This is a genomic window from Nocardia sp. GTS18 (assembly GCF_013839555.1).
GTDB classification, from domain to species: domain Bacteria; phylum Actinomycetota; class Actinomycetes; order Mycobacteriales; family Mycobacteriaceae; genus Nocardia; species Nocardia rosealba.
Window position 1 is genome coordinate 33,051 of record NZ_JACBIU010000015.1, and the last position, 22,226, is coordinate 55,276.

General features: G+C 66.6%; 22 protein-coding genes and 1 pseudogene. 11 read left to right on the forward strand and 12 right to left on the reverse strand.

The window, feature by feature from the left end; translation table 11 throughout:
* Positions 1 to 3: 3 nt before the first annotated feature.
* The 3 genes from HYG95_RS14620 to HYG95_RS14630 all read right to left on the reverse strand — a co-directional run bounded on the left by HYG95_RS14620 (position 4) and on the right by HYG95_RS14630 (position 5,320).
* On the reverse strand, positions 4 to 1,083 hold the full coding sequence (locus HYG95_RS14620; protein ID WP_067636966.1) for a Glu/Leu/Phe/Val dehydrogenase dimerization domain-containing protein: 1,080 nt from the start codon (positions 1,081 to 1,083) through the stop codon (positions 4 to 6).
* 117 nt (positions 1,084 to 1,200) lie between these two features.
* Positions 1,201 to 4,668 (reverse strand): indolepyruvate ferredoxin oxidoreductase family protein, encoded by a 3,468-nt coding sequence (locus HYG95_RS14625; protein WP_181698494.1) that lies wholly within the window; start codon positions 4,666 to 4,668, stop codon positions 1,201 to 1,203.
* Positions 4,669 to 4,825: 157 nt separating this feature from the next.
* Positions 4,826 to 5,320: an Lrp/AsnC family transcriptional regulator gene (locus HYG95_RS14630; protein WP_067493199.1), complete on the reverse strand. Its 495-nt coding sequence runs from the start codon at positions 5,318 to 5,320 to the stop codon at positions 4,826 to 4,828.
* Between the two features lie 37 nt (positions 5,321 to 5,357).
* On the opposite strand from HYG95_RS14630, the gene HYG95_RS14635 reads away from it, so the two are divergent.
* Positions 5,358 to 5,903, forward strand: a complete 546-nt coding sequence (locus tag HYG95_RS14635) for a DinB family protein (RefSeq protein ID WP_181698495.1) — start codon at positions 5,358 to 5,360, stop codon at positions 5,901 to 5,903.
* Here the strand turns inward: HYG95_RS14635 and HYG95_RS14640 are convergent.
* Complete coding sequence (locus HYG95_RS14640) at positions 5,849 to 6,283, reverse strand: VOC family protein (RefSeq protein WP_181698540.1); 435 nt, start codon at positions 6,281 to 6,283, stop codon at positions 5,849 to 5,851. The two genes, HYG95_RS14635 and HYG95_RS14640, sit on opposite strands and share 55 nt — an antisense overlap.
* 584 nt (positions 6,284 to 6,867) lie before the next feature.
* Here HYG95_RS14640 and HYG95_RS14645 point away from each other — a divergent pair.
* The 4 genes from HYG95_RS14645 to HYG95_RS25165 all read left to right on the forward strand — a co-directional run bounded on the left by HYG95_RS14645 (position 6,868) and on the right by HYG95_RS25165 (position 8,450).
* Positions 6,868 to 7,641 (forward strand): DUF5984 family protein, encoded by a 774-nt coding sequence (locus tag HYG95_RS14645; protein ID WP_181698496.1) that lies wholly within the window; start codon positions 6,868 to 6,870, stop codon positions 7,639 to 7,641.
* A gap of 10 nt (positions 7,642 to 7,651) precedes the next feature.
* Entirely contained in the window at positions 7,652 to 7,843 is a 192-nt protein-coding gene (locus HYG95_RS14650; protein WP_181698497.1) for a helix-turn-helix domain-containing protein, read from the forward strand.
* A 30-nt stretch (positions 7,844 to 7,873) separates the two neighbouring features.
* Positions 7,874 to 8,089: an SDR family NAD(P)-dependent oxidoreductase gene (locus tag HYG95_RS24860; RefSeq protein ID WP_255495354.1), complete on the forward strand. Its 216-nt coding sequence runs from the start codon at positions 7,874 to 7,876 to the stop codon at positions 8,087 to 8,089.
* A 151-nt stretch (positions 8,090 to 8,240) separates the two neighbouring features.
* Positions 8,241 to 8,450 (forward strand): SDR family oxidoreductase, encoded by a 210-nt coding sequence (locus HYG95_RS25165; RefSeq protein ID WP_370465798.1) that lies wholly within the window; start codon positions 8,241 to 8,243, stop codon positions 8,448 to 8,450.
* A gap of 3 nt (positions 8,451 to 8,453) precedes the next feature.
* Here HYG95_RS25165 and HYG95_RS14660 read toward each other — a convergent pair whose 3' ends face one another.
* The gene (locus tag HYG95_RS14660; RefSeq protein WP_181698498.1) at positions 8,454 to 9,287 is read right to left on the reverse strand and encodes an SDR family oxidoreductase; all 834 of its coding nucleotides are present in this window, start codon (positions 9,285 to 9,287) and stop codon (positions 8,454 to 8,456) included.
* 139 nt (positions 9,288 to 9,426) lie between these two features.
* Between HYG95_RS14660 and HYG95_RS14665 the strand changes: the two genes are divergently transcribed.
* The gene (locus HYG95_RS14665; RefSeq protein ID WP_181698541.1) at positions 9,427 to 10,674 is read left to right on the forward strand and encodes a sensor histidine kinase; all 1,248 of its coding nucleotides are present in this window, start codon (positions 9,427 to 9,429) and stop codon (positions 10,672 to 10,674) included.
* A complete protein-coding gene (locus HYG95_RS14670) occupies positions 10,662 to 11,306 on the forward strand; it encodes a response regulator transcription factor (RefSeq protein WP_067493207.1) in 645 nt (214 codons plus the stop codon). Before HYG95_RS14665 ends, HYG95_RS14670 begins: the two co-directional genes overlap by 13 nt.
* A gap of 43 nt (positions 11,307 to 11,349) precedes the next feature.
* Here HYG95_RS14670 and HYG95_RS14675 read toward each other — a convergent pair whose 3' ends face one another.
* From HYG95_RS14675 to HYG95_RS14685, 3 genes and pseudogenes are all read right to left on the reverse strand, one after another.
* A complete protein-coding gene (locus tag HYG95_RS14675; protein WP_370465799.1) occupies positions 11,350 to 12,855 on the reverse strand; it encodes an alpha/beta fold hydrolase in 1,506 nt (501 codons plus the stop codon).
* Between the two features lie 52 nt (positions 12,856 to 12,907).
* Positions 12,908 to 14,098 carry a serine hydrolase gene (locus tag HYG95_RS14680; protein ID WP_181698500.1) on the reverse strand — a complete coding sequence of 397 codons (1,191 nt, stop codon included), beginning with the start codon at positions 14,096 to 14,098 and terminating at the stop codon, positions 12,908 to 12,910.
* Between the two features lie 323 nt (positions 14,099 to 14,421).
* A pseudogene (locus HYG95_RS14685) lies at positions 14,422 to 14,778 on the reverse strand (PadR family transcriptional regulator); the annotation flags it as partial.
* Between the two features lie 81 nt (positions 14,779 to 14,859).
* Here HYG95_RS14685 and HYG95_RS14690 point away from each other — a divergent pair.
* Positions 14,860 to 15,654 (forward strand): class I SAM-dependent methyltransferase, encoded by a 795-nt coding sequence (locus HYG95_RS14690; RefSeq protein WP_255495355.1) that lies wholly within the window; start codon positions 14,860 to 14,862, stop codon positions 15,652 to 15,654.
* A gap of 347 nt (positions 15,655 to 16,001) precedes the next feature.
* On the forward strand, positions 16,002 to 16,355 hold the full coding sequence (locus HYG95_RS14695) for a lipid II flippase MurJ (protein ID WP_181698503.1): 354 nt from the start codon (positions 16,002 to 16,004) through the stop codon (positions 16,353 to 16,355).
* 72 nt (positions 16,356 to 16,427) lie between these two features.
* On the opposite strand, the gene HYG95_RS14700 is transcribed toward HYG95_RS14695, so the two are convergent.
* Positions 16,428 to 17,579, reverse strand: coding sequence for a hypothetical protein (locus tag HYG95_RS14700; protein ID WP_181698504.1), 1,152 nt, complete (start codon positions 17,577 to 17,579; stop codon positions 16,428 to 16,430).
* A 267-nt stretch (positions 17,580 to 17,846) separates the two neighbouring features.
* Positions 17,847 to 18,047: a hypothetical protein gene (locus HYG95_RS14705; RefSeq protein ID WP_181698505.1), complete on the reverse strand. Its 201-nt coding sequence runs from the start codon at positions 18,045 to 18,047 to the stop codon at positions 17,847 to 17,849.
* Between the two features lie 236 nt (positions 18,048 to 18,283).
* Between HYG95_RS14705 and HYG95_RS14710 the strand changes: the two genes are divergently transcribed.
* Complete coding sequence (locus tag HYG95_RS14710; RefSeq protein ID WP_181698506.1) at positions 18,284 to 18,565, forward strand: DUF1330 domain-containing protein; 282 nt, start codon at positions 18,284 to 18,286, stop codon at positions 18,563 to 18,565.
* Between the two features lie 388 nt (positions 18,566 to 18,953).
* On the opposite strand, the gene HYG95_RS14715 is transcribed toward HYG95_RS14710, so the two are convergent.
* Positions 18,954 to 19,328 carry a VOC family protein gene (locus tag HYG95_RS14715; RefSeq protein ID WP_181698507.1) on the reverse strand — a complete coding sequence of 125 codons (375 nt, stop codon included), beginning with the start codon at positions 19,326 to 19,328 and terminating at the stop codon, positions 18,954 to 18,956.
* A 699-nt stretch (positions 19,329 to 20,027) separates the two neighbouring features.
* The gene (locus tag HYG95_RS14720; protein WP_181698508.1) at positions 20,028 to 20,570 is read right to left on the reverse strand and encodes a hypothetical protein; all 543 of its coding nucleotides are present in this window, start codon (positions 20,568 to 20,570) and stop codon (positions 20,028 to 20,030) included.
* A gap of 698 nt (positions 20,571 to 21,268) precedes the next feature.
* On the opposite strand from HYG95_RS14720, the gene HYG95_RS24525 reads away from it, so the two are divergent.
* Complete coding sequence (locus HYG95_RS24525) at positions 21,269 to 22,225, forward strand: SDR family NAD(P)-dependent oxidoreductase (RefSeq protein WP_370465803.1); 957 nt, start codon at positions 21,269 to 21,271, stop codon at positions 22,223 to 22,225.
* Position 22,226: the final 1 nt, after the last annotated feature.

Genomic DNA, 22,226 nt, shown 5'->3' on the forward strand with positions numbered 1-22,226 from the left:
CGCTCAGAGCGAGCGGGGGATGGCGTCGAGACGGCGTTCGGCGAACCGATTGGCAGCGGCACCGGTGGCGATACCGTCGGCTTTCGCCGCGGCGATGATCTCGCGGCAGCGCGGGAAGATGTCGGTGACCTCGGCTTCCACCTCGGCGGGTGGGGCGGCGCGCAATTCGCCTGCCACCTGGATGAGTCCGCCGCTGTTGGCGACGAAGTCCGGGACCCAGGTGATGCCGCGTTCGGTGAGTGCCTGCTCCACATCGGGGGTGGCGAGCTGGTTGTTGGCCGCGCCGCAGACGAGTTTGGCCTCGATCGTCGCGGCGGTCGACGCGGTGAGGGTGGCGCCGAGCGCGCAGGGGGCGTATACGTCGACCGGTGCGGTCGACACCGTGGACAGCAGCCGGACCTCGGGGTGCTCGGAGGCGATGCGGCGCAGGGCCGCCTCGTTCACATCCGTCACGCACACCTCGGCGCCGTCGGCGAGCAGCAAGGCGGTGAGCTCGCGGCCGACCTTGCCGACGCCTTCCACGCCGACGGTGCGACCTGCCAGTGTCGGTGCGCCCCATACGGATTCGGCACCCGCGCGCATGGCCTGGAACACGCCGAGCGCGGTGAGCCGGGCGCTGTCACCGCTGCCGCCCGCGGCGACACTGCGGCCGGTGACGTAGCGGGTGTGCCTGCCGATGATGTCGAGGTCGTCGGTGGTGGTGCCCACGTCGCCCGCGGTGATGTAGCGGCCGCCGAGGGTGTCGACGAAGCGCGCGTAGGCGGCGAGCAGTTCCTCGCTCTTCATCGTCGCCGGGTCACCGATGATGACGGCCTTGCCGCCGCCGAGGTCGACACCAGCGGCGGCGGCCTTGTAGGTCATGCCCCAGGACAGTCGCAGCACGTCCTGCAACGCCGCGGATTCGTCGGCGTAGGGGTAGAAGCGGGTGCCGCCGAGGGCGGGGCCGAGCGCCGTCGAGTGAATGGCGATGATCGCCTTCAGCCCGGACCTGTCGTCCTCGCAGAACACCACCTGCTCGTGGGCGCGGGCACTCAACTCGTGCGATCGTCCGAAAACTCCTGCTTCGGGGTGTGCGACGGTCACTGTCGATCCTTTCCGGTTGCCTCCACCACGGGTCGTGTCCGGGTGGTTCGTTCGTGCCGCGGGTCTGCGGCCTGATGTTGTGCTGTTGGGCGCCGATGAATTCGGCGCCGTGATCATTCAGAAGTCGATGCCGAGATCGCGCAGCCCGGCGCGGTACAGCTCGACATTGGCGAGTTTGATGTCCTCGTAGCCGCGCACGACGTCGGCGAGAGCAGCTGCCGCAGTGGCTGTCTCGTAGTTCTCCTCGGTCAGTTCCGCGGCGAGCCGCGTCACCATGCCCGTGTAGTGGGCCAGCAGTTCGCGTTCGACCTTGCGCACGTGGGCGTAACCGAAGGGGTCGAGCTTCGTGCCGCGCAGGAACTTGCCCTTGGCGAGAATCTTCAGCGCCACATGGGATTTCGGTGCCAGACCGATCTTCTTCTTCCGGCCCATGGCGCGCAGGACGGGCGGGTGCAGTTTGTAGGTGAGCTTCTCGCCACCCGGCACCTGGGCCTGTACGTCGGCGAGGAACGCCGGGTCGACCAGCAGCCGCGCCACTTCGTACTCGTCCTTGTAGGCGGTGAACTTGTAGAGCCCGCGTGCGACAGCCTCGCTGAACTCGGTCCGTTCGGTGACGGAACGTTCTGCGGCCCAAATAGTTTCGACGGTATCGATGTAGCTCCGCGCCACCTTCGTGTTCTGGTAGCCGACCAGCTCACCGGCTCGCCGTTCCACAATCCGCCGCACTTCGCCTTCGAAGCCGGTGTGGGCCAACAGCTCCGCCGGTACGGTCGGCGGCACCCGCCGCGGCTGCCCCTCGTCGACAGCCGCGGCGAAGGCCGCCGGATCCGCGACGGCGACACGGCCCCAGCGGAACGCGGCCAGGGTGGCCGACACGGCGACCCCGTTGATCCCGATCGCTTCCTCGATCGCCGCCACGGGCAACCGCAACCCGCCCGCCTGCACCGCAGCGCCGACGATGAGGAAATTGGCGGCCGCGGTGTTGCCGAACAGGGTTTCCGCAGCCGCGAGCGCGTCGAAGTGGTCGATCGAATGCGTCACCGCCGCAAGGCGATCCAGCAGTGCGCCGGTCTCGGGGTAGGACGTCGACTTGTCGTACACCATGTCGCCGGTCGGTGTCTTACTCGTCGACGCCACGGCCACCGTGCTCGCCGCGTTGCCGTAGCGCAGGTATCGGGGATCGGTGGCGGTCAGCAGGTCGACGGCGAGCAGGCAGTCCGCGCTACCCGGGGTGAGCCGGTTGGCCGGTTCCAGCTCCGAACCCGAGAACCGCAGGTGCGACACCACGGGCCCGGCCTTCTGGCTCAGTCCGATCTGATCGAGCGTCTCCACCTCGTACCCGGCGCGCAGGGCGGCGGTGGCCAGCACCTGGTTCACCGTGACGATGCCGGTGCCGCCGATGCCGGCGATCAGCACGTTCTGGGTGCGTTGCGGCACGCCAGGTGCCGGATCCGGAACGGCGGGCGGCTCCAGGGTCTTGCGGCCGGCGCGCTTGTCCGGTGACACCTCCACCGTCACGAACGACGGGCAGTCACCGTCCAGGCAGCTGTAGTCGGTATTGCAGGAGGTCTGATCGATGCGGGTCTTGCGCCCGAATTCGGTGTCGACGGGCTGCACGGACAGGCAGTTCGACTTGGTGCCGCAATCACCGCAGCCCTCGCAGACGGCCTCGTTGATCACCACGCGGGTGTTGCGCACCGGCAGTGTGCCGCGCTTGCGCTGCCTGCGGGCATCGGCGGCGCAGTGCTGGTCGTAGATCAGCACGGTGACGCCCTCGATCTCGCGCAGCATCCGCTGGGCTTCGTCGAGCCGGTCACGATGCCACAGCAGCGTCCCCTCGGCCAGCGCCCGCTTGCTGTGCCGCTTCGGCTCGTCGGCACAGACGATGATCTGCTTCACGCCCTCCACGGTGAGTTTGTGGGTGAGCTGCGCGACGGTGAGCATGCCGCCCACCTCCTGCGCCCCGGTCATCGCGACGACCTCGTTGTAGAGCAGCTTGTAGGTGATGTTCACGCCCGCCGCCACGCACGCCTGCACAGCCAGCTGCCCGGAGTGGAAGAACGTTCCGTCGCCGATGTTCTGGAACAGATGCGGCACATCGGTGAACGGCGCCTGCCCGATCCACTGACTGCCCTCGCCACCCATCTGCGTCAGCCCGGTGACGGCGCTGTCGGCGCGGCCCGACATGGTGACCAGCGTGTGACAGCCGATGCCGCCGCCGCCGATCGAGCCCTCCGGCAGGGCGGTTGACCGGTTGTGCGGGCAGCCGCTGCAGAAGTACGGCGTGCGCTTGGTGCCGAGCACCTCCAGCGGAAGCGCGGGCGGCGCAGCCCTTTTCAGCTCGACGCGCTCGCGCAGCACCCGGCGCAGCGGGGCGAGCAGCCGTCCGGCGTCGAGTTCACCGTCGACCGGCATCAGCCGGGCACCGCGCTGGTCGTGCTTACCGAGGATGCGTGGCGTGTGCTCGGTGCCGTAGAGGATCTCGCGGATCTGGGTCTCGACGAAGGCGGTCTTGTCCTCGACCACGATCAGTTCCTCGAGCCCGCGGGCGAACTCGGCGACCTTGGCCGGGCCGATCGGATAGGGCATCCCGATGCGCAGCAACCGGATTCCGGCCCGGTGCATCGCGGCCTCGTCGACGCCGAGCTCGAGCAGTGCTTGGCGCACGGCGTCGAATGTTGTTCCGGTGGCGGCGATGCCGACCTTCGCCTCCGGCGGGTCGACCTCGATGCTGTCGATGGCATTGGCCGCGCCGTAGGCGTGCACCATCGCCCAGCGCGGGCCGTACAGGTCCGCCTCGGCGAGCAGACTGTCGGTCGGGGCGGCCATCGGACGCTGCCGATACGTGAAAGGCCTTCCCTCCCACTGCACCTCGGGCACCGTCACGGCGAGGTCGGCCACGTCGGCATCGACCGTCCACGCGCCGTCGGCGACATCGGCGACGATCTTCAACGCCACCACACACCCCGAGGCCCGCGACAGCGCGATGCCCTGCATACCGAGGGTGATGATCTCCTCGGCATTGCGCGGGAACAACACCGGCACACCCATCGCGGCCAGCGAACGTTCACTCACGGCGGGCACGGTCGACGACTTCGACGACGGATCGTCACCGACCAGCAGCAACACCCCGCCGCGCGGGTTCACCCCGTACATGTTGGCGTGGCGGATGGCGTCGGTCGCCCGGTCCACACCGGGGCCCTTGCCGTACCAGACCCCCACCACGCCGTCGTGGGTCGGGCGCCCGGCGGGCAGGTCGGCCTGGCTGCCCCACACCGAGGTGGCGGCCAGTTCCTCGTTGAGTCCCGGTACGAAGGTGATGTCGTGTTCGGTGAGTACCTCCGGCATGCCGAGCAGCATTTTGTCGACCCCACCCAGCGGGCTGCCCTGGTAGCCCGAGACGAAGGTCGCGACCCGGCGCCCCGCCCGGATGTCACGCACATGCTGTTCCACCAGCAGCCGGGCGATGGCCTGGACCCCGGTGAGCAGGACCGGACCCGCGCCGGACCGATACCGGTCGGCCAGATCGTAAGACGCGGCCGGTTCGGCCAGCGGTCGGGCGGTGGAACAGACGACGCTGGTCATGAACACCTCACTGCACGAAGGAAAACTGCTACCCGTGCTGCGAAATGTGCCGTGAATGGGTGAACTGTGTCAACAGTCACACAAAAAGTTGATCAGACTGCTCAAAAGTGATCTAGGACACTGATGCGGATGAGTCAATCTGCTCGAGCCGAGAGACCTAGCTCACATCGTCGTCGGATCGACGTGCGGTCAGATCCTCGACCAGCGGCAGGCTCCGATACCCGATCGGTGTAGCCAGCGCGAGCATCGTCTCGGTATGGTTGACCCCGTCGATGGCGTGCACCCGCTGAATGATCTCCAGCAGATCCTGCTGTGAGCGCGCGGCCACCCGGACCAGCAGATCGGCGCGACCGGTCGTCGCGTGCACCTCGAGCACATGCGGGAAGTCGCGCAACCGCTCGATGATCGGGTCCATCTTGTTCTGATCGAGCTCGATTCCGAGAAACGCGTGCACCGCGAACCCGATCGCCGCCACATCGATATCCGGCGGATACCCCCGCACCGCCCCCGAGGACTCGAGCCGCTTCATCCGCGCCTGCACCGTGTTCCGCGCGATCCCGAGCCGCTGCGCCAGCTCGAGAATCGGCGCCCGGGGATCCCGCGCCAGCTCGGCGAGCAACGCGGCGTCGACAGCATCGAACTTGATGGCCATCCGCGCATTCTGGCACAACCGAAATGGAGTGAAAGAGATGAAGACCGAACGAATTACCAGTGGTGGGGAGCGGATGCTCCTCGAGAATATGCTCGACCGCAACCGCGAAGCGCTCATCGACACCGCCCGCGGGCTGTCGGAAACCGACGCACGTAGACGTCTCGTCCCATCGCTCACCACGCCGATATCGCTTCTCAAACACGCGGCCGGTGCCGAGCGGATCTGGTTTCAGCGGTTCTGGGCCGGGCTCGCGGAATCGGAATGCGACGGATACTCGCGCCGCGACGAAGGGACGTTCGCCGTGTCCGATGACGAATCGCTGGCCGATGTCATCGCCGAGTTCGAACGCGCGAGTCGCCGCTCCCGCGACATCGCCGCCCGCTTCGACCTCGACGACACCCTCGACATCCCCGGCGAGGGGAAGGTCAGCATGCGCTGGACGCTGCTCGCCATGATCGAGGAGTTCGCCAGACACGCAGGTCACGGCGACATCCTTCGCGAACAGATCCGGCGGAACTCAGCGCACGCCTACCCCAATTCTTCGGCCAGCCCGATCAGCAACCCTTCGGGACCGCGCACGTAGCAGAGCCGATAGACATCTTCGTACCGCACCACCTCGTCGACCACCCGCGCACCATGCTTGCGCAAGCGTTCGAGTGTGTCGTCGAGGTCGTCCACCTGGAACATGACCCGCAGATACCCCAGCGCGTTCACCGGGGCGGTGCGGTGATCGGCGACCACCTCGGGCTCGAGAAACCGCGAGAGTTCGAGTCGACTGTGCCCATCCGGCGTGCGCATCATGGCGATCTCGACCCGCTGGTCCCCGAGCCCGGTCACCCGCCCGGCCCACTCGCCCGCCACCATGGCCCGCCCCTCGAGCTCCAAACCGAGCTCCTGGAAGAAGTCGATCGCCACCCCGAGATCCTCGACGACGATCCCGACATTGCTCATGGTGACTGTCATGCGGTTCATCGTAGGAGCATCGCCGCACCGAATCCGCGATCGCGCGGTGCATTCCATCGTCGCCATGAGTTGAGCCACGCTGTCCACCGAAGCACGGGTCAGACGGAGCGCCGAGATGAAGGAATTCTTGTGGTCTCGGCGTGCCAGGGAGACCCTTGAGGATACCGGTTTGGCCGTGGGCGACACTCGGATCCGACGCACTCCTGGCTTGCGTCGCGAAAAGGTCGCGGTGCTCGCCGGGGTGAGATATTGCGATGTCACCTCTCCCTACAGCAGCCCCATGATTCGGCGCGGCACGAGCGCGGATCGTGGTTGATCGGTTAGGCGGTGGTGGAACCGCCACCACCGGTCCGCGGACCCGGGACACGGGGTTCGGCGCGGGCGGGCTTCCCCAGATCGCTCTTGGACCACATTGCTACAACCAGACCGGTAGAAGCATCCTGAAATGCCGATTACATCGCGTCGTGTTTGACCTCCACGCAGTGCAAGTGGTCGATGAACGCCCAGTACGTCCGCAGGGCGATCTACCCGCCGACCCACGAATGTGGTCGACAGCGCGCGGGGTGATCAGTTGAATCGGGGGCATGATGCGTGTCCGGTTCGAGCTGGCGCCCCTCGAGAAGGTTGTTCCGTGGGGGGAGCATCGCCGTCTGCATTGGTTCGGGCTCACCCAGGGGTGGTACTGCCTGGAGGTTGGTGGTGTCGAGCTGCTGAGATATGCCGAGCGGACCACGAACATGATTGGCGATGGCGGCGCTGCCGTAACGTCGTGGGTGGACTATTACGTGGTGCGGCTGTGGGAGGACCTGCTCGCCGTTCTGCCCTCGGCCCTCGAGCCGGTGCCGGATGATTTGGCGAAGTTTTTCGCCGCTGGCGCCGAGGAGTGGGTCGACGCCGGCGATCCGGATCTCCTCGACAATCCAGCGGTCGAGGCCGCCTCCGAGGCGTACAGCCTGCGATGGACTGACACCTCGTATCTGCGATTCGGGCCCGCGTTTCGGTGGTGGCGCACCCTCGGCCCCGAGGACACGGTCACTGTGGCGTGGCAGTTCACACCCGATCCCGATGGTGAGATCACGTTCTCCGCGCCGCTGTCGGGCCTGAGGACGGTGAGCACGGAGGAATTCGTGTCTGCTGTAATCGATTTCGACCACCGATTACTGCAAGCCATGCAGGAGCGTGTGGACCACCTGGCTGTGGCCGGTGTCGTCCCGGGGATCGAGCTCGATATCCCTGCGCTGATTCGGGAACAGGTGCAGCGCCGGACGTGGTTGCCGCAGGCGCTGGTCCGGCAGGACGAAACCGACTGGGCCGCCGTACGTGCAGGCGCGGCGATCCTGGCTCCGCATCTGGCGTGAACGCACGGAAATGCCGCTGATCGCGCAGGCTGCTCCGGGCCTTGGGAGCGCAGAGTCGGCCCAACTCACCGGGGTCGGCGTGTCCTGCTACACCTGGCTCAAGCAGGGGCGGGGCATCAACGTGTCCGGTGAGGCGCTGGACGCGATCGCCCGAGTGCTTCGGTTGGAGTCGGTCGAGCGGAAACATCTTTACCTGCGCTGAAACACCGGAGCGACCCACAGGATCGTCGGTATGTATCGTTTTGCCAACCGCACCGTTCTCATCACCGGCGGTACCTCGGGCATGGGCCTGGCCACCGCACGTCGCCTCCTCGACGAAGGCGCCTTTGTCGTCGTCACGGGACGTGACGACGACCGATGGTGCAGTGCCGCAGCCGAACTCGATGCGAGCCAACGGGTGCTGACCGTTCGCGCCGACGTGGCGAACCCGACGACCTCGATGCCCTGATGCACTCCACCCAGCGCTGGCGTGGCCACCTCGACGCCGTCCGGGATATTCAAACCCGCCTCGGAACTCACCGAGGCCGACGTCGACCAGTCTGTCGACATCAACTTCAAAGGCGTGTTCTTCACGGTTCCGCGGTCGTCCTCAACGCCTCGTGGACGCTGTACCGCGGCCTACCGGCGACGCCACCACCGACCCCGAGGCCGACGCACGCAACGCCGCACAGGTACCGCTGGGCGCCGTCGGTCACGGCGCGGAAGTCGCTGCGGCGGTGACTTTTCTGGCTTCCGACGACGCCTCCTACATCACCGGGCAGGACCTCGTCATCGACGGCGGACTCGTCGGTTCGTTCCCCAACCGGTGACCATCACCGGAAGGAGTCGATGTTCTCCTCGGCCCACTGCTCGAAGGTCCTGGCCGTCGACCCCGTCACCCGCGTGACGGTGTCACGCACCCGCAGCAGCGCGTCGTTTACATCGCCACCCGTCACATCTAGGACGGCGTCGGCGGCGTCCTCCCCGAAGACCGCGACCATCCTTGCCCGGGCTTGCTCGCGGGTGATCTCGGTGACCTCGACGTCGCGGTGCAGCAGCCCGGCGATGGTCGTCACCTGCTGACGCGCGCTCACCGGTGCGGGGCCGGTGAGCGCATACCGTTGCCCTCGGTGCCCGGGCTCGGTCAGCGCGACCCGGACCACCGAGGCGATATCGGCGGGGTGAATCGTGGGGAGCCCGACGTCGGCGTAGGGCAGCTGGACGGGCAGACCCGCCTGGATGGTCGGCGCCCACATGAGCGCATTGGACGCGAACTGCGTCGGCCGCAGAATCGTCCAATCCATTCCACTGGCCTCGAGAATCTTCTCCACCGACGCCTTGTCGACTGCGGGACCGAGGTGAGGGTGGGTCTCCACGGTGATCGACGACACCAGAACCACATGGTCGACACCGGCTCGGCGGGCGCGGTCGATGATCTCGGCGTCCGGCCCGATCCCCGGCACGAGGAACATCGACCGCACTCCCTCCAGCGCCGTCGCCACCGAGGCGGGGTCGGCCAGGTCGCCCTCGACCGCCTCGACCCCCGCCGGGAAGGCAGCGCCGGAAAGATCACGAGTGAGTGCCCTGATCGGCTCGGAGCTGAACGCCCGCAACTCTTTCAGCAACGGGCCGCCGATATTTCCGGTGGCCCCGGTAACCAGAATCATGAGCATGTCCTCTCGCGTGGTGATCGACGAACGCCACGCTAAGACCTCAACTCGACTTGGGGTCAAGGAGTTCTGGGTCAGTGCCGACGGCGCACCGGCCGGGCGCGGTCGCGTCCTGTTCTGACAGCATGGCGAGGTGATGAAGGCCCTGCGCGCGGCGCGAGACAAAGCACGGCGGTTGCCGGGCGCTGTCTGGTACCTGGCGGTCGGTGGCGTCACCGCTCTGCTCGCGCTGTTCGCGGTGGTCGGCCTGCTGATCGTCGGCGCTTTCTGCTTGATCGGGGTCGGCATACCGGCACTGCCCGAGGCTGTTCGGCTGGTCCGGCCGTTGGTGTCGTTCGATCGGCGCCGGGCGGCACGGTACCTCGGTGAGCCTGCGGTGCAGGCCTATCAGCCGTTCACCGGTGGACTGCGGCAGCGGGTCGCGACGGTGTTCACCGATCCGGCGAACCGCCGAGACTTCGGCTGGTTGGCAGCCCACGCGCTGACCGGCCTCTACCTCGCGGTATTCGCTCTCGCGCTCCCGCTCAGCACCCTCATTCAGCTGACAATCCCCGCATTCTGGCAGCTGATGCCGCCGGGGGAGGAGTTCGCCAGTTTCGGCTTCACGGTCGACTCGTGGCCGAGGGCGATTCTGAGCTTCGTCCTCGCAGTACCGGTGGCCCTGGTGACCCTGCAACTTCCGGTCGCCGCGCGCTGGCAGGCGATGGCCACCCGCGCCCTGCTGAAACCACCCGAAGGCGCCCTGCTGGCCGACCGGGTCGCGGCCCTCACCGCCACCCGCGCCGCCGCGCTCGACGCGCACGGCGCCGAACTGCGCCGCATCGAGCGCGACCTGCACGACGGGGCGCAGGCCCGGCTCGCGGCGGTGATCATGCAGCTCGGACTGGCCGACCAGCTGCGCGACCAGGACCCGGAAACCGCCCGCGAGCTCGTGCGCAAGGCGCAGGACACCGCGACGGCCGCGCTGGCCGAGCTGCGCGATGTGGTGCGCAACGTGTATCCGCCGGTGCTCACCGATCGTGGCCTGGCCAGTGCGGTCGCGGCCGTGGCCGCCCGCAACCCGATTCCCTGTGCGCTCGAGCTCCACGAGGTGGGCAGGCGACCCGCCGCGGTGGAGGCGGCGGCGTACTTCGTCATCACCGAGGCACTCACCAACGCCACCAAGCATTCCGGCGCCTCGGGCATCTCGCTGGTGCTGGGCGGTGCTCCCGAGCTGTTGACGATCGAGATCCGCGACGACGGCGTGGGCGGCGCCGTGGAGACCTACGACGGCGGGCTGGCCGGAATCCGGCGCAGGGCCGAGGCACTCGACGGCCGGATGGCGCTGACCAGTCCACCAGGTGGCCCTACTGTAGTGCGGGTGGAGTTGCCGTGCGGGTCATGATCGCCGAGGACAATGCCCTGCTGCGCGAGGGCCTGGTGCTGCTGCTGAGCACGGCGGGTATCGAGGTGGTCGCCGCCGTGGACAACGCCGACGACTTCCTCACGGCGGTGGCCGCTGATCGCCCGGACGCGGTGGTCGTCGATGTGCGCCTGCCGCCGACGTTCACCGACGACGGCTTACGCGCGGCCGTCAGCGCCCGCAAACTGCACCCCGGACTGCCCGTGCTGGTGCTGTCGTCCTGGGTGGAGGACAGCTACGCCGCGGAACTGCTCGGCGACGGGATGGGTGGTGTCGGCTATCTGCTCAAGGAGCGCGTCGGCAAGGTCGATCGCTTCCTCGATTCGCTGCGCCGGGTCGCGGCGGGTGGCACCGCGATGGACCCCGAGGTGATCTCGCAGCTGCTGGTGCGGCGCAAAGCCGACGACCCGATGGCCGCGCTGACCGCCCGCGAGCGCGAGGTGCTCGCGCTGATGGCGGAGGGCCACAACAACGCGACCATCGCCGAGCGGTTGGTAGTCAGCGAAGGCGCTGTGCACAAACACATTCGGAGCATTTTCGCGAAGCTCGGGCTGTCTGCCGAGGACGTCGGCCATCGGCGGGTACTCGCCGTGCTCGCCTACTTGAACGCGTGAAGCCCTGAACCCGTGCAGGGTTCAGGGCTTCGCCCGATTCCGGTCAGTCGGCTCGACAGGTCATGTCGTCGGTGGGCAGTGTGCCGTCGCGGAAGTAGGTGTTCACGGCCGAGTACACGCAGGAGTTCTGGTAGCGCCCGAAGATCCAGTGGATCGGCACGTCCTGGAGGGTGACCATGCGCGAAGCGCTCAGATCTTCGTGCAGGGCGACCGCTCCGTCGTAGGTGGTCCTGGTGTCACCGGTGGATTGCACGATCAGGGCAGGCACCGAGTTGCGCACCACCGTCGTCGGTTCGACCGGCGGTGCCCAGAACGCGCACGGGGTGATGTTGTTGGTGAACCCGGCGAACAGCGGCTGGGTGGCGCGGGCGGCCTCGATATTGCGCCGGTAGAACTCGGGATCGCGCGGCGTGGCCACATCACCGCACATGATCGCCATCTGCGACGAATTGTCTTTCGGCCGTGCCTTCAAGGCGAATCCGAGGGTGGAATCCAATGTCTCGTCGGGCTGGGCCGGTTTGCCCGCGGCGGCATCGGCGATGGTCCGGATTTGTCGGGCCACCATCTCGTACTGGTCGGGGCTGTCCAGCCCGACGAACAACACCACCGGCAGCCAGTGTTCGTCGATCTCATACTCGCCCAACCGGATCGGCGTGACGGCGGCCCGTCCGATCAACTCTTGAACGGCCTCGCGAACCTGGGCGCGGCTGGTACCGAAGTGGTATTCCGCGTCGCGTGCCGCGACCCACTCCGCCCACAGATCGAACGCGGCCTCGTTGAGCGGACCCATGGCCTGCATCATGCCGACCGGCCCGTACTCGTCCGGGTCGGCCGCGCTGTCGAGCACCATCCGGTCGCTGCGGTCGGGGAACATCTGCATGTACACCGCACCGAGGTAGGTGCCGTACGAGGTGCCGAAGTAGCTGATCTTCTCCGCGCCGAGAAGGCCGCGGATGACGTCCATGTCCCGTGCGGTGTTGCGGGTGGTGATGTGGGGCAGCCGCGCCCCTTCGGTAGCGGCACAACGGGCGGCCAGATCACCTTGCATCGCAACGGATTCCGCGAAGCCGGCCGCGTCGAGGCCCGCCGAATGCAACCCGAAGCCGACCGGCCACTTGCAGTCGACGGCCGACGAGCGACCGACACCACGAGGGTCCATCCCGATGAGGTCGTAGCGAGCCCGCACCTCGGGCGTCATCGCCTTGCCGACATCGACCATGAAGTCCAGACCTTCACCACCGGGACCGCCCGAATTCGACAGCATGACGCCGCGCTGCGGGTCGGTACCGGCGATCCGGGAGATCGCCACCGTAAGAGTCGGCCCCTGCGGGTCGGCGTAATCCACCGGCACGGTGACGTCGGCGCACTGTGCCCCCGCCTCGTCCAGTTTCGGAACCCCGCAGTCTTTCCACTCCAGATGCTGACCGGTGAACCGGGCAGGCACCGCGGTGTGGGACTCCGCCTCGGCATCGGGACCGGCACAGCCGATCAGGGCGGCACAGGCCATCAGGCCGGTCAGGGCGAGAGGCAGCCCTTTGGCGCGTTTCACTGTTTCTCCTCGAAAGTTGTTCGGCCGCATAGGGGAGCGGTCGGGCAGGCGATCACGACGCGCACAGGGCGGCGTCCAACACGCCGTTGACCGCATCCGCCTCTTCCTCGGTCGTCGGCAACTGGTTGACCGTGACGGTCACCGCAGTGCCATCGGCCGTGACGCCGTTGCGCGTCTCGAAACCAGGAATGCTGCCGCCGTGCCCCCACACCTGCGCACCGCACGACGCGGTCCGATGGATCAGAGCGAGCCCGTAGTCCGCGCCCGGCATCCGGTCGAACGGCACGGTGCGCTGCATCTCCGCCAATTGCGCAGGCGGCAAAAGCTTTCCGGACAGCAACGCGATGAAGAAGCGGTTCAGATCGGTCGCGGTGGCGACCATGTCACCGGCGGTGGCAGCCCAGGACGGGTCGAAGTCGGTGAAATCGACCGGCTCACCGTCGACCCGATGGTAGCCACGGGCATGCGGGCCACGGATGCCGGTTTCGCGGGAAGCGGGCACATAGGTGTCGCGCAGACCGAGCGGCTCGAGGATCCGGCGCCCGATCTCGTCGGCGGCCGGATTGCCCGTCACCCGTTCGATCAGCAGACCGGCCAGCAGGTAGTTGGTGTTCGTGTACACCGATTTCGCGCCCGGTTCGAACTGTGGTGGTGTTGTCATCGCCCGCCGAACCAACTCGGTCATCTCGAAGTGCTGCCACCGCAGCGCCTCCTCGTCCGGGTCGAGCTGTTCGGAGTTCTGGGCTGTGATGCCGTCGCCGGAGCCACGACCGAGGTAGTCGGGCACCCCACTGGTGTGCTGCAACACCTGCCGCACGGTGATCCGGTTGCCGTCGTTGCCGCTGCCGCGCACCACCCCGGGCAGGTAGCGCTCGATCGACGCGTCCAGGTCGACCTTCCCCTCGGCGACCAGTTGCATGATCACCGTGGTCACGTAGGTCTTGGTGTTGCTCCCGATCCGGACGCGCGCGTCCGCCGGGAACGGTGCGCCGGTACCCAGGTCACCGACGCCCGCACTGAACGTCCGATGTCCGCCGGGCCCGTCGACCACCACCTGCACACCCGGGAACCCCTGGCGAACCACCGCGTCCATCGCGGCAGCCACCGCAGGTGGCGGCATCGTCACCACCTCGTCCGATGCCCCCACCGACGCCCCACTCCCGCACGCGGCCACCGCGAGCACCGCACCCACCACAACAACTGAAAGGCCCGCTTTACCGGAGTTCCACCGAAATCGGTTCATGAGCAGTGTCTTTTCTCCTGTTCGAGCCGGAAATCATCGGTGCGTTCCCGACGATTTCGAGCCTAGGAATCGACAACCCGCCCGCCCATGCCACGCGCACCCGAATACGGGTTCCCGCCTGCTGTCCTGCGGCGGTAGTGCCAGCACCACCACACCCGCTCACCGACCGTCCAATTCCTCGACCTGCTCGCGGTCCATGAACACGCATCGCTCTTGCGGCGGCTGCCGCTATCCCGCCATACCGGCGTACGCCACGGCGAGGAATCTTGCGCGGGTTTGAGCCAACGGGAAGCCGTGCGCTGACCCCGGGCGCGTGCGCGACGCTAGATGTTCGAGGTGACGCGTCGATCGATCGCCGCCAAGGCGTACTCGGCCCAGCGAATGTTCTCCTGTTCGAAGGAGATTCCGCGCAGCAGGGTGAGATAAGGTCCGATGCGCTCGGCCTCGGCGAGGTAGGCCTGTTCGCTGCGGCCGTCGAGCAGTCTGTTCCGAAGGCGTTCGTACCGAGCTAATTTCGCTCGCGCCCATTCCATCCGCTCGGCGAGCGCCGCCCGCGCCGCCGCGGTGTCCTCGACGTCCATGCCCTGGACCTTGACCACCACCTCGTCGCGGATCGCGGTCGGCTTGGCCGCCGAGGCGATGAATTCGTGCAGTGCGGCACGCCCGGACGGGGTGATGGAGAGTTGCAGCAAGGGTTCTTTGCTGAGCATTTGACCTGCCCTGGCGGAATCTATTGCCCGAGTGGGCGATTGGCGGTCGGGATGATCTCCTGGCGTCATGTTTGGTTGATCGGCAGGATGGTCAACATGCCTGCCATTTCCGAGAGTTCCGCCGGGGCAGCCGATGTGGCTGTGGAAAACGACTACGACAGCTTCGCTGAGGGGTATGCGGCCGAAACCGAAACCAACCTCATCAACGGCTATTACGCGCGGCCCGCGATCGTGGACCTTGCCGGAGACGTGACCGGCAGGAAGATACTCGACGCCGGCTGCGGCTCCGGTCCCATCTTCGCGGCTCTGCGTGACCGCGGTGCCATTGTGACCGGCTTCGACGCCAGCGCCAAGATGGTGGAGCTGGCTCGTCAGCGACTCGGCGCCGAAGCGGCCCTGCAGGTCGCCGATATCGGCAGCCCATTGCCGTTTCCCGACGGTGCGTTCGACGATGTCATCGCGTCGCTGGTGCTGCACTACCTGGAGGACTGGACTGCGCCGCTGGCCGAGTTGCGGCGCGTTCTGAAGCCCGGCGGCCGGCTGATCATGTCCGTCAATCACCCACTCGTCTTCAAATTGCTCTATCGCGACGCCGACTACTTTGCGACCGTCAAGCACTCCGACGAATACACTTTCAACGGTCAGAAGGCCGTGCTCACCTACTGGCATCGGCCGTTGCATGCGATGACCGACGCTTTCGCCATGGCGGGCTTCCGCACCACTGTCATCAGCGAACCGCCTCCGGCGCCAGGCGCCCGCGAACTCTTTCCAGACGCGCTGGCGAAGTCCACCTCTGGGGCGTTCCTGAGCTTCCTGTTCTTCGTTCTGGAGGCCGTTCAGCGCTGAGACCCTGCTGCTTCCCCGAAGGTATTGCGTCCCTGGGGTCATCGAATCCAAGGATGCCGAATTCGGTCGCTGCCTGGTTCGCTGGACGTGGCGTCGACCTGGGCGAGCTTGTCGTCGACGCCGCTGCAGCTGACCTGCAGGCCCTCGACTTCGTCTAGCCAGCCTTCGCGTTTTGCCTCGATGATGCGGGCTTCGAGGTTTGTCGCGGTCTCTTCGAGCCTGGCTCGTCGGGGCGGTCCGGTCTACTCGGTCCAGGTCACGGCACTGGTGTTCACCGGCCGCGTCGACTCCGACTGCCGCGCTGATCGGCACCGCCGTCGCCTGCTCCGCCATCGGTCTGGCGCGTCATGCTGCCGATGCGAGTGTTCTACGCCTACAACGACACCCGCACCCCCGCCCTGCTCAACCTGATCATGGTCACCACCAAGGTCAGTATTCTCGTCGCGGTCGCCACCCTGCTGGCCGACCGCACCGTGATCGTCATGCTCAGCGTCGCGAGCTCGTTGGCCTACGTCGTCGGCGCGATCGCCGGTCACATCCTGCTACGTCGCCGCCACGGCCTGCTCGGCTTCTCCACCGTCGCCACCACGGTCACCCGCGTCGTCGGGGCCACCGCAGCGATACTCGCCTTCGCCATCGCCGCCTACGTCATCGGGATCCCTGAGCTGCGCGCAATACAGACGCTGTTGCCCCGCCGATAACAGAGGCGACTCACGAAGATCGACTGGACCATTCGAAAAGAATTCTTTCTAGAACACGTCGATCACGTCGATCTACGGGTAAGGCATGACTTCCGGCTGCGCCAGGCCGGTGACCGTTGCGGTGAGGTCGGCGCGGCCGAAGACGCTGTCGAACCAGGTGCGCAGGTAGGTGCGTTGCAGGTCGATCGAGCGGGCCGGGTCGATGACACCGACCGCCTTCTGTCGCACCTCACCGGGAAGGAGCCCGGTGTCGGCGAGACGGGCAAGGATCAGTTGCTGGTCGCAGAACGACATGTGCTGAGTTCCCCGTACCCGCAGCGGGACCTTCAGTCCGGTGTTGTTCTGCCAATACGGCTCCCAGCCCGGCTCACCGAACCACGGCGAGAACTCACCGGCCAACATCAGCAGCGGTTGGTCGAGACCGCTCTCGGCGACGGATCCGAGCACCGGACCGTCCAAGTTCACCCCCGCCCGGATCCGGGAGTCCTCGTGTAGGGCTTGCATAGTGGTCGACCCCCCGAGCGAGTGCCCGAACATCGCCACCCGGCTCGAGTCCAGGTTCTCGATGAGTCCGACCGGTAGCGCCTTCGCGCTCGGCTCGTCGGTGTGGGCGGCGGTCAGTTCGTCGAGGACGAAGCGGGTGTCGGCCACCCGGGTGGGCAGCAACAGGTCACGCAGAACTTCCTGAGGGGAATCCAGCGGTACCTGTGTCAGAGCGGTGCGACCGTCGGGGAACTCGACGGCGAACGATTCGTGGGTGTGATTGAGGGCGACGACCACGTAACCGTGGCTGGCGAGATCCTCGGCTTGGGCGGTGCTCCAGCCGGTGGCGTCGCCCATTCCGGGAGAGTTCAACAGGACCGGGAACCCACTATCGCGCTTGCGGACCGGTGCGTCGCGGCGGCTGTGGCTCGAGGCGAGGGTCCAGGTGCCGGCGGGAACGTCGAGCTCGCTGAGGAATTCCTCCTGCGCGGTCGAAGCACCCGACGGCATCCACGGTGCGGCCTGGGCCGCGGTGTGCTCGGCGGGGTACCAGATCTGGGCCAGCACTTCTCGTGGCCCGCCGGTCCACGGATCGGTGCGGTTCCTGTCGATCAGATGCCATTCGGTGACCCCGACCGAGGACAGGCCGGTCGGGGTGGGCAGCTCCACGCTCACCACGGTCGGCGCCTGCGGGGCCGCAACGCCCAGTCCCGCGCCGCTACCCGTTGCAACCAGTGCCATCGCCAGGGCTGCTGCGACGCGGCGTAATCCGTTGCCTGCCAATGCCTACCCCCACATCGAATCGGTTATGCGTGGAGCCTACAAGCGCGTGCGCCGGGTTGCTTCGTCCAACGGCCGCTTGTAACGAGTTGTCCGGTAGGCGTCTCGTTTTCCGAACACCTGCATTGCCACCTTCGGCGAGACCTCGCCCATCCCATGTACCAGGTGTCAGGGTCGTGGTTGCGAGGAGGTGGAAGGTGTCGTGGGGGAGTTCTCGTCGGTGTGTACTTACGCGATGTAGTCAGCGCGGATGAAGGCTGCCCCTTCGGTAGTGGCGGCCTGAGCGATGCTGGAAGCGAACTCGCTCAGGTACCCCTTGATCGCTGCCTTGCCGCGGCGGATCATCCCGGGGTCGGGTTCTTCACGAACGACCTCGGCCATCACCGAGTCGATGATGTCGCGGACGTCGCTCTCCTGCTCGTCGGGCAAGCCGATCGCGGAGAGGTTCGCGAGCAGATCGGTGAGGACTGTGGCTCGTAGCCCGGGGCGATCTGGCGAGTGCTGGACTGCCCCTGGTTCAGGGTGCCGCTGTTGTCACAGGCCAGCTGGACCGTGTTGCCGATGCACAGGGGTCACCTGCGCGGCCGGGTCTGCTCGCGTGAAGTACCTTCGGCGAGAACAAGATCGATACATCGAAGCCGTCTGCGCGGCGACAGGAGTTACGGATGGCAGCCTACGTCGTAGTCGAGGCCGAGGTACACGACGAGCAGGTTGGCTTGGCGTACTGGAAGCTGGCTGAGCCCTCGATTCGCCAGTACGGCGGCCGATATCTAGTGGCCGCCGTGCCCGAGGTTCTGGAGGGCGACTGGCCGGGGCGTGTGGTTGTGCTCGAGTTTCCCGATCTCGATCAGGTCAGGGCATGGTACGACTCACCGGAATACCGCGCCGCTCGTGAAATCCGGAAGTCCGGCGTTTCCGTGCGGCTGGTCTTCGCCGAAGGGATGTGAGCGGCTCGGACGCGCTGCGGCAGACAACGTCCGCTTCTGCCGCTGAGCACTCGGTGGGCCGCTGAGATCCGATGCGGCTCCAGACATCCGCACATGCCGATGTCTGGCCGAACTAGGGCTTGAGCCTCGCAAATTCGACATGTAGTGACACGTCGGCTTACCAGCAAACTGTGACGAGCCGTGCGAGCTGTCGGCGAGTTGCGTTGGTGCCCTGTACGTCCCGATCCTCGATCCCGACTGGGGTCTGGAGCGGATGCTGGTAGCGATGTCAGGTAGCTACGCGCTGGATGTGGGTCGGTGCTAGATGCTGTGCCTGCGGCTTCCTGGTGTGCCCCCAACCGATTGCAGGAGGGCGCAAACCGCTTGTGCCGCAGCTGGTCGGCCCGGTTTACGACTCACAGCCGGAATTGTTGCGCAGCACGCAGAACTCGTTGCCTTCGGGATCAGCGAGGATCACCCAGCCCGAGCCATCAGGGTTCCGGTGATCGGCGACAAAAGTAGCACCGATGCCGCGCAGCCGGTCCACCTCCTCATCGCGTGAGTTCTCGGGGCGCAGACACAGGTGGATCCGGTTCTTGATCGTCTTGGACTCGGGTACCTGGTTGAAATGGAGTACCGGGCCCTCGGCGAGCAACACTTGAGTCTCCTCGGCACCCGGTCCGTCCTCCGGATGCGTCGGGCTGCCGGTGACAGCGCTCCAGAACAGAGACAGCGCATAGGCATCCGCACAATCGATCGCCACGTGCTGCACTCGAGAGACCATGCCGCGATCATTCCCGAACGCCACGCCGGGAACCACCGAATTGCGGCATCTGGTGGGCCGAAATCGTGCTGTGATCGCCGACGTGAGGAGTTCGCCACGCGAATTCGTTTCCCCGTCGCCCGCGTCCCCTCTTGGATCTGCCCGGGAACGCACGAACCTGTGACAGCTACTCTCAGCAGGATTTCTGGTCAGCATTCTCGCGCGCGAGGCCGCTGCCGGACGCAAGCTCCAGGTGAGGTGTCGCAGGTTCGATTCCAGCGATCAAGAACCTGCGACGTGCGCTTCGCTCAGTCGACCGAGTGATCAACAGCCCGTCTGGATGCCGAGCAGCGGTCTCGCCAGTTCACAGTGGCCCACTGGAAGATCGCAGGTTCGATTGCGGCAGGACACACACACAAAATGGGGCAACCGCCTGGTCATCGCGGATTCCTACACGATCTAGCGATCCCGATTCGCCGGTTCCGAACCTATCGCGTTGCCGTCTCCGTTGGGCCCACGGCGTGGCACGTCGACGATGGGAACGCAGGCGAGCCTGGGATCTGCTCTTATGAACTGGTGATTGAAGCCGTTTGCTCTGGTGATTGGAGTCGGTCGGGCCGTGCGGCTTCGAGCGGTTAGGAATGGCTGGGCGGCGGCGCGTCGCTGTTCGGGTGGAAGCAGCGCACGCCGTCGCGTGCCGGGATGTCACCGCCGGTCGGATCACCACACGAGAGTTGGACTCTTGTAGACCTCGACTCTGCCGTCGCTCCATTCCACCGCCAGCTCGGAGTGGTACCTGCGGCCCGCGGTCGGGTCGCCCAGGTCCGGTGGGCGATACGCCTGGGCCCGCTCACACGGTTCCTTAGTCGGCTCGAAGACCGGCCCGAGGTAGTCGCTGTCGTCGTCGTACAGACCAATCGTGATGGTGCAGTCGTCCGAGACATTCGTGGTGGCCCAATAACTGAGACTGCCGGAGTGGTCCTTCATCACGCAGATCCGCAGATCATTCGGACCGTCACACAGCTCCTGTCCAGGGGGTGTGGTCGACGAGACCGGGGGTGCGGGGTGCGAGTTGGTGACCGGTGTCCCACCACTGCTGGTATCAGCAGTGGTGGGAGTCGAGTTGGTGGCGCACTGCACGACGATCGCGAGGATCGCGATCGGAATTGCGACGACCGCGGCTATCCCGCTGATCTTCGGCCAGTCGGGGCCGGTAGGCCCGCCGCCACTGCCGCTTCCGAAAGGTGTCGGGTCAGCCGTCATTGTTCTGTTCTCCCCCTGGGTATTCCGTGAAGTCGGCTCGGTGTCGGAGCCGAACTGTCACCGGTGCTCTCTGTCGATCTGGTCAAGTACCTCGCGAACCGAGGACAGCAGGTTCACACGGACAAAGTACCGCTCGATCGCGGCCTCTTGGCGGTTGTCGAGGTGCTTCCTCTCGATGAGCCATCCAGGCTGCCACGGCCGCAGCGGCATCGACCGGAACGCGTGCCGCTGTGCGGATTTCACGCCCGAAGGGCTCTTCGCGCCGGTGAGGTCCTTGATGCGCGCGGGTGTAGCGCTGCCTCCCTCAGCGACCAGGATCCGCAGCGTCTGCCTGCCAATCCCAGGTAGCGCCGCGAGGAATCTCTTGATCGTGGAACGGTTCCCGCGGCCGGATGGCGACGAACACGGACGACAGTTGCGTCAAGCGATATCGAACCCGCCCGGTGCACGCACCAGTGGCGGCCCCGGGCATGTCCTGCGGAATATGGGGGGTTGTCACGGTGGTGACGCCGCTAGCGGTCTGTCGAGTCGCCGGACCGCTGGTGTTTGCTGTGTTGTGTAACTGCCCGACCTGCCCGGCCACCGCCTAATAGTGCACAGCCCGGCCGCGGGAACAGAACAGTCCTCATCACCGGCGGCACCTCGGGCATGGTCTGGCCACGGCCCGGCGCCTGCTCGACGAGGGCGCCTACGTTGTCATCACCGGCCGCGTTGAAGACCGATTGCACTGCGCCGCAACCGAACTCGACGCCGGACCACGTGTCCTCGCGGTCCGGGCCGACGCCGCGAACCTCGACGACCTGGACGCCCTGATGCGTTCGATCAGCACCTGGCGCGGCCACCTCGACGCGATCTTCACCAACGCGGGCACCGCCATCTTCACCACGATCACCGAATTGACCGAAGCCGACGTGGACCGATCCTTCGACGTGAACTTCAAGGGCGTGTTCTTCACCGTGCAGAAGGCCCTGCCGCTATTGAAGGAGCGGCGGCCTCGTCGGTTCCTTCCCCAACCGATAGTGGCCGCATCGTCCGCCGCCCGAGCGGGCCGCCATCTGATACAACAGGATGGCGAAGGCATTGTGCGGGAACAGGATCGCGCGGATGGGTGGACGATGACCGGCGAACAGCGCGGTGCGCACAACGGCTTGGCGAAGCTGGTCGCGTTCATCGCGATACCGATCGGGTTGGTTCTTCTCGGCGTCGGAATCTTCGGCTACGTCAATGATCCCGACGCCGCACCGATCTGTGACGGGAAGGCCATGACGCCCGGTACGGAGTGCTGGACGTACGGGGACTCGCACGGGGTGACCAGCTACGAGGAGCTGGCCGAGAGACAACGCCAGAATCTCGAATCGGCGCGGGACATGGTGCCGATCGGGGCGGTGATCTTGTTGATCGGTATCGCCGCTTTCGCAGTGTCGCGGCAGGGCACGTCGAGCGGCGGTGCCGTGCCGCGCGCGGTGCCGGTCCCGCAGACCCCGAGCAAGCCCGCCGACGAGATGAACACCCTGCTCGGCATGGTCCTCGGCAATACGGCGGTCGCCAACCGGCTCATCGGCTTCGAACTGCGGGCGGATCCGTCGGCCGATCGGGCGACGGCGATCGATCGGGCCATCGAGCGGCTTCGGGCGGACCGAGGTCGGCACGGCTGAC

What these genes read in the sequence shown, in the direction of transcription:
- HYG95_RS14635 (WP_181698495.1), top strand. Translation starts at nt 5,358, where the DNA reads ATGAAGACCGAACGAATTACCAGTGGTGGGGAGCGGATGCTCCTCGAG.
- HYG95_RS14660 (WP_181698498.1), bottom strand. Translation starts at nt 9,287, where the DNA reads ATGATTCTGGTTACCGGGGCCACCGGAAATATCGGCGGCCCGTTGCTG.
- HYG95_RS14710 (WP_181698506.1), top strand. Translation starts at nt 18,284, where the DNA reads ATGGCAGCCTACGTCGTAGTCGAGGCCGAGGTACACGACGAGCAGGTT.
- HYG95_RS14715 (WP_181698507.1), bottom strand. Translation starts at nt 19,328, where the DNA reads ATGGTCTCTCGAGTGCAGCACGTGGCGATCGATTGTGCGGATGCCTAT.
- HYG95_RS24860 (WP_255495354.1), top strand. Translation starts at nt 7,874, where the DNA reads ATGTATCGTTTTGCCAACCGCACCGTTCTCATCACCGGCGGTACCTCG.
- HYG95_RS14700 (WP_181698504.1), bottom strand. Translation starts at nt 17,579, where the DNA reads ATGGCACTGGTTGCAACGGGTAGCGGCGCGGGACTGGGCGTTGCGGCC.
- HYG95_RS14690 (WP_255495355.1), top strand. Translation starts at nt 14,860, where the DNA reads ATGATCTCCTGGCGTCATGTTTGGTTGATCGGCAGGATGGTCAACATG.
- HYG95_RS14625 (WP_181698494.1), bottom strand. Translation starts at nt 4,668, where the DNA reads ATGACCAGCGTCGTCTGTTCCACCGCCCGACCGCTGGCCGAACCGGCC.
- HYG95_RS14640 (WP_181698540.1), bottom strand. Translation starts at nt 6,283, where the DNA reads ATGACAGTCACCATGAGCAATGTCGGGATCGTCGTCGAGGATCTCGGG.
- HYG95_RS14720 (WP_181698508.1), bottom strand. Translation starts at nt 20,570, where the DNA reads ATGACGGCTGACCCGACACCTTTCGGAAGCGGCAGTGGCGGCGGGCCT.
- HYG95_RS14630 (WP_067493199.1), bottom strand. Translation starts at nt 5,320, where the DNA reads ATGGCCATCAAGTTCGATGCTGTCGACGCCGCGTTGCTCGCCGAGCTG.
- HYG95_RS14665 (WP_181698541.1), top strand. Translation starts at nt 9,427, where the DNA reads ATGAAGGCCCTGCGCGCGGCGCGAGACAAAGCACGGCGGTTGCCGGGC.
- HYG95_RS14680 (WP_181698500.1), bottom strand. Translation starts at nt 14,098, where the DNA reads ATGAACCGATTTCGGTGGAACTCCGGTAAAGCGGGCCTTTCAGTTGTT.
- HYG95_RS14645 (WP_181698496.1), top strand. Translation starts at nt 6,868, where the DNA reads ATGATGCGTGTCCGGTTCGAGCTGGCGCCCCTCGAGAAGGTTGTTCCG.
- HYG95_RS14695 (WP_181698503.1), top strand. Translation starts at nt 16,002, where the DNA reads ATGCTGCCGATGCGAGTGTTCTACGCCTACAACGACACCCGCACCCCC.
- HYG95_RS14650 (WP_181698497.1), top strand. Translation starts at nt 7,652, where the DNA reads ATGCCGCTGATCGCGCAGGCTGCTCCGGGCCTTGGGAGCGCAGAGTCG.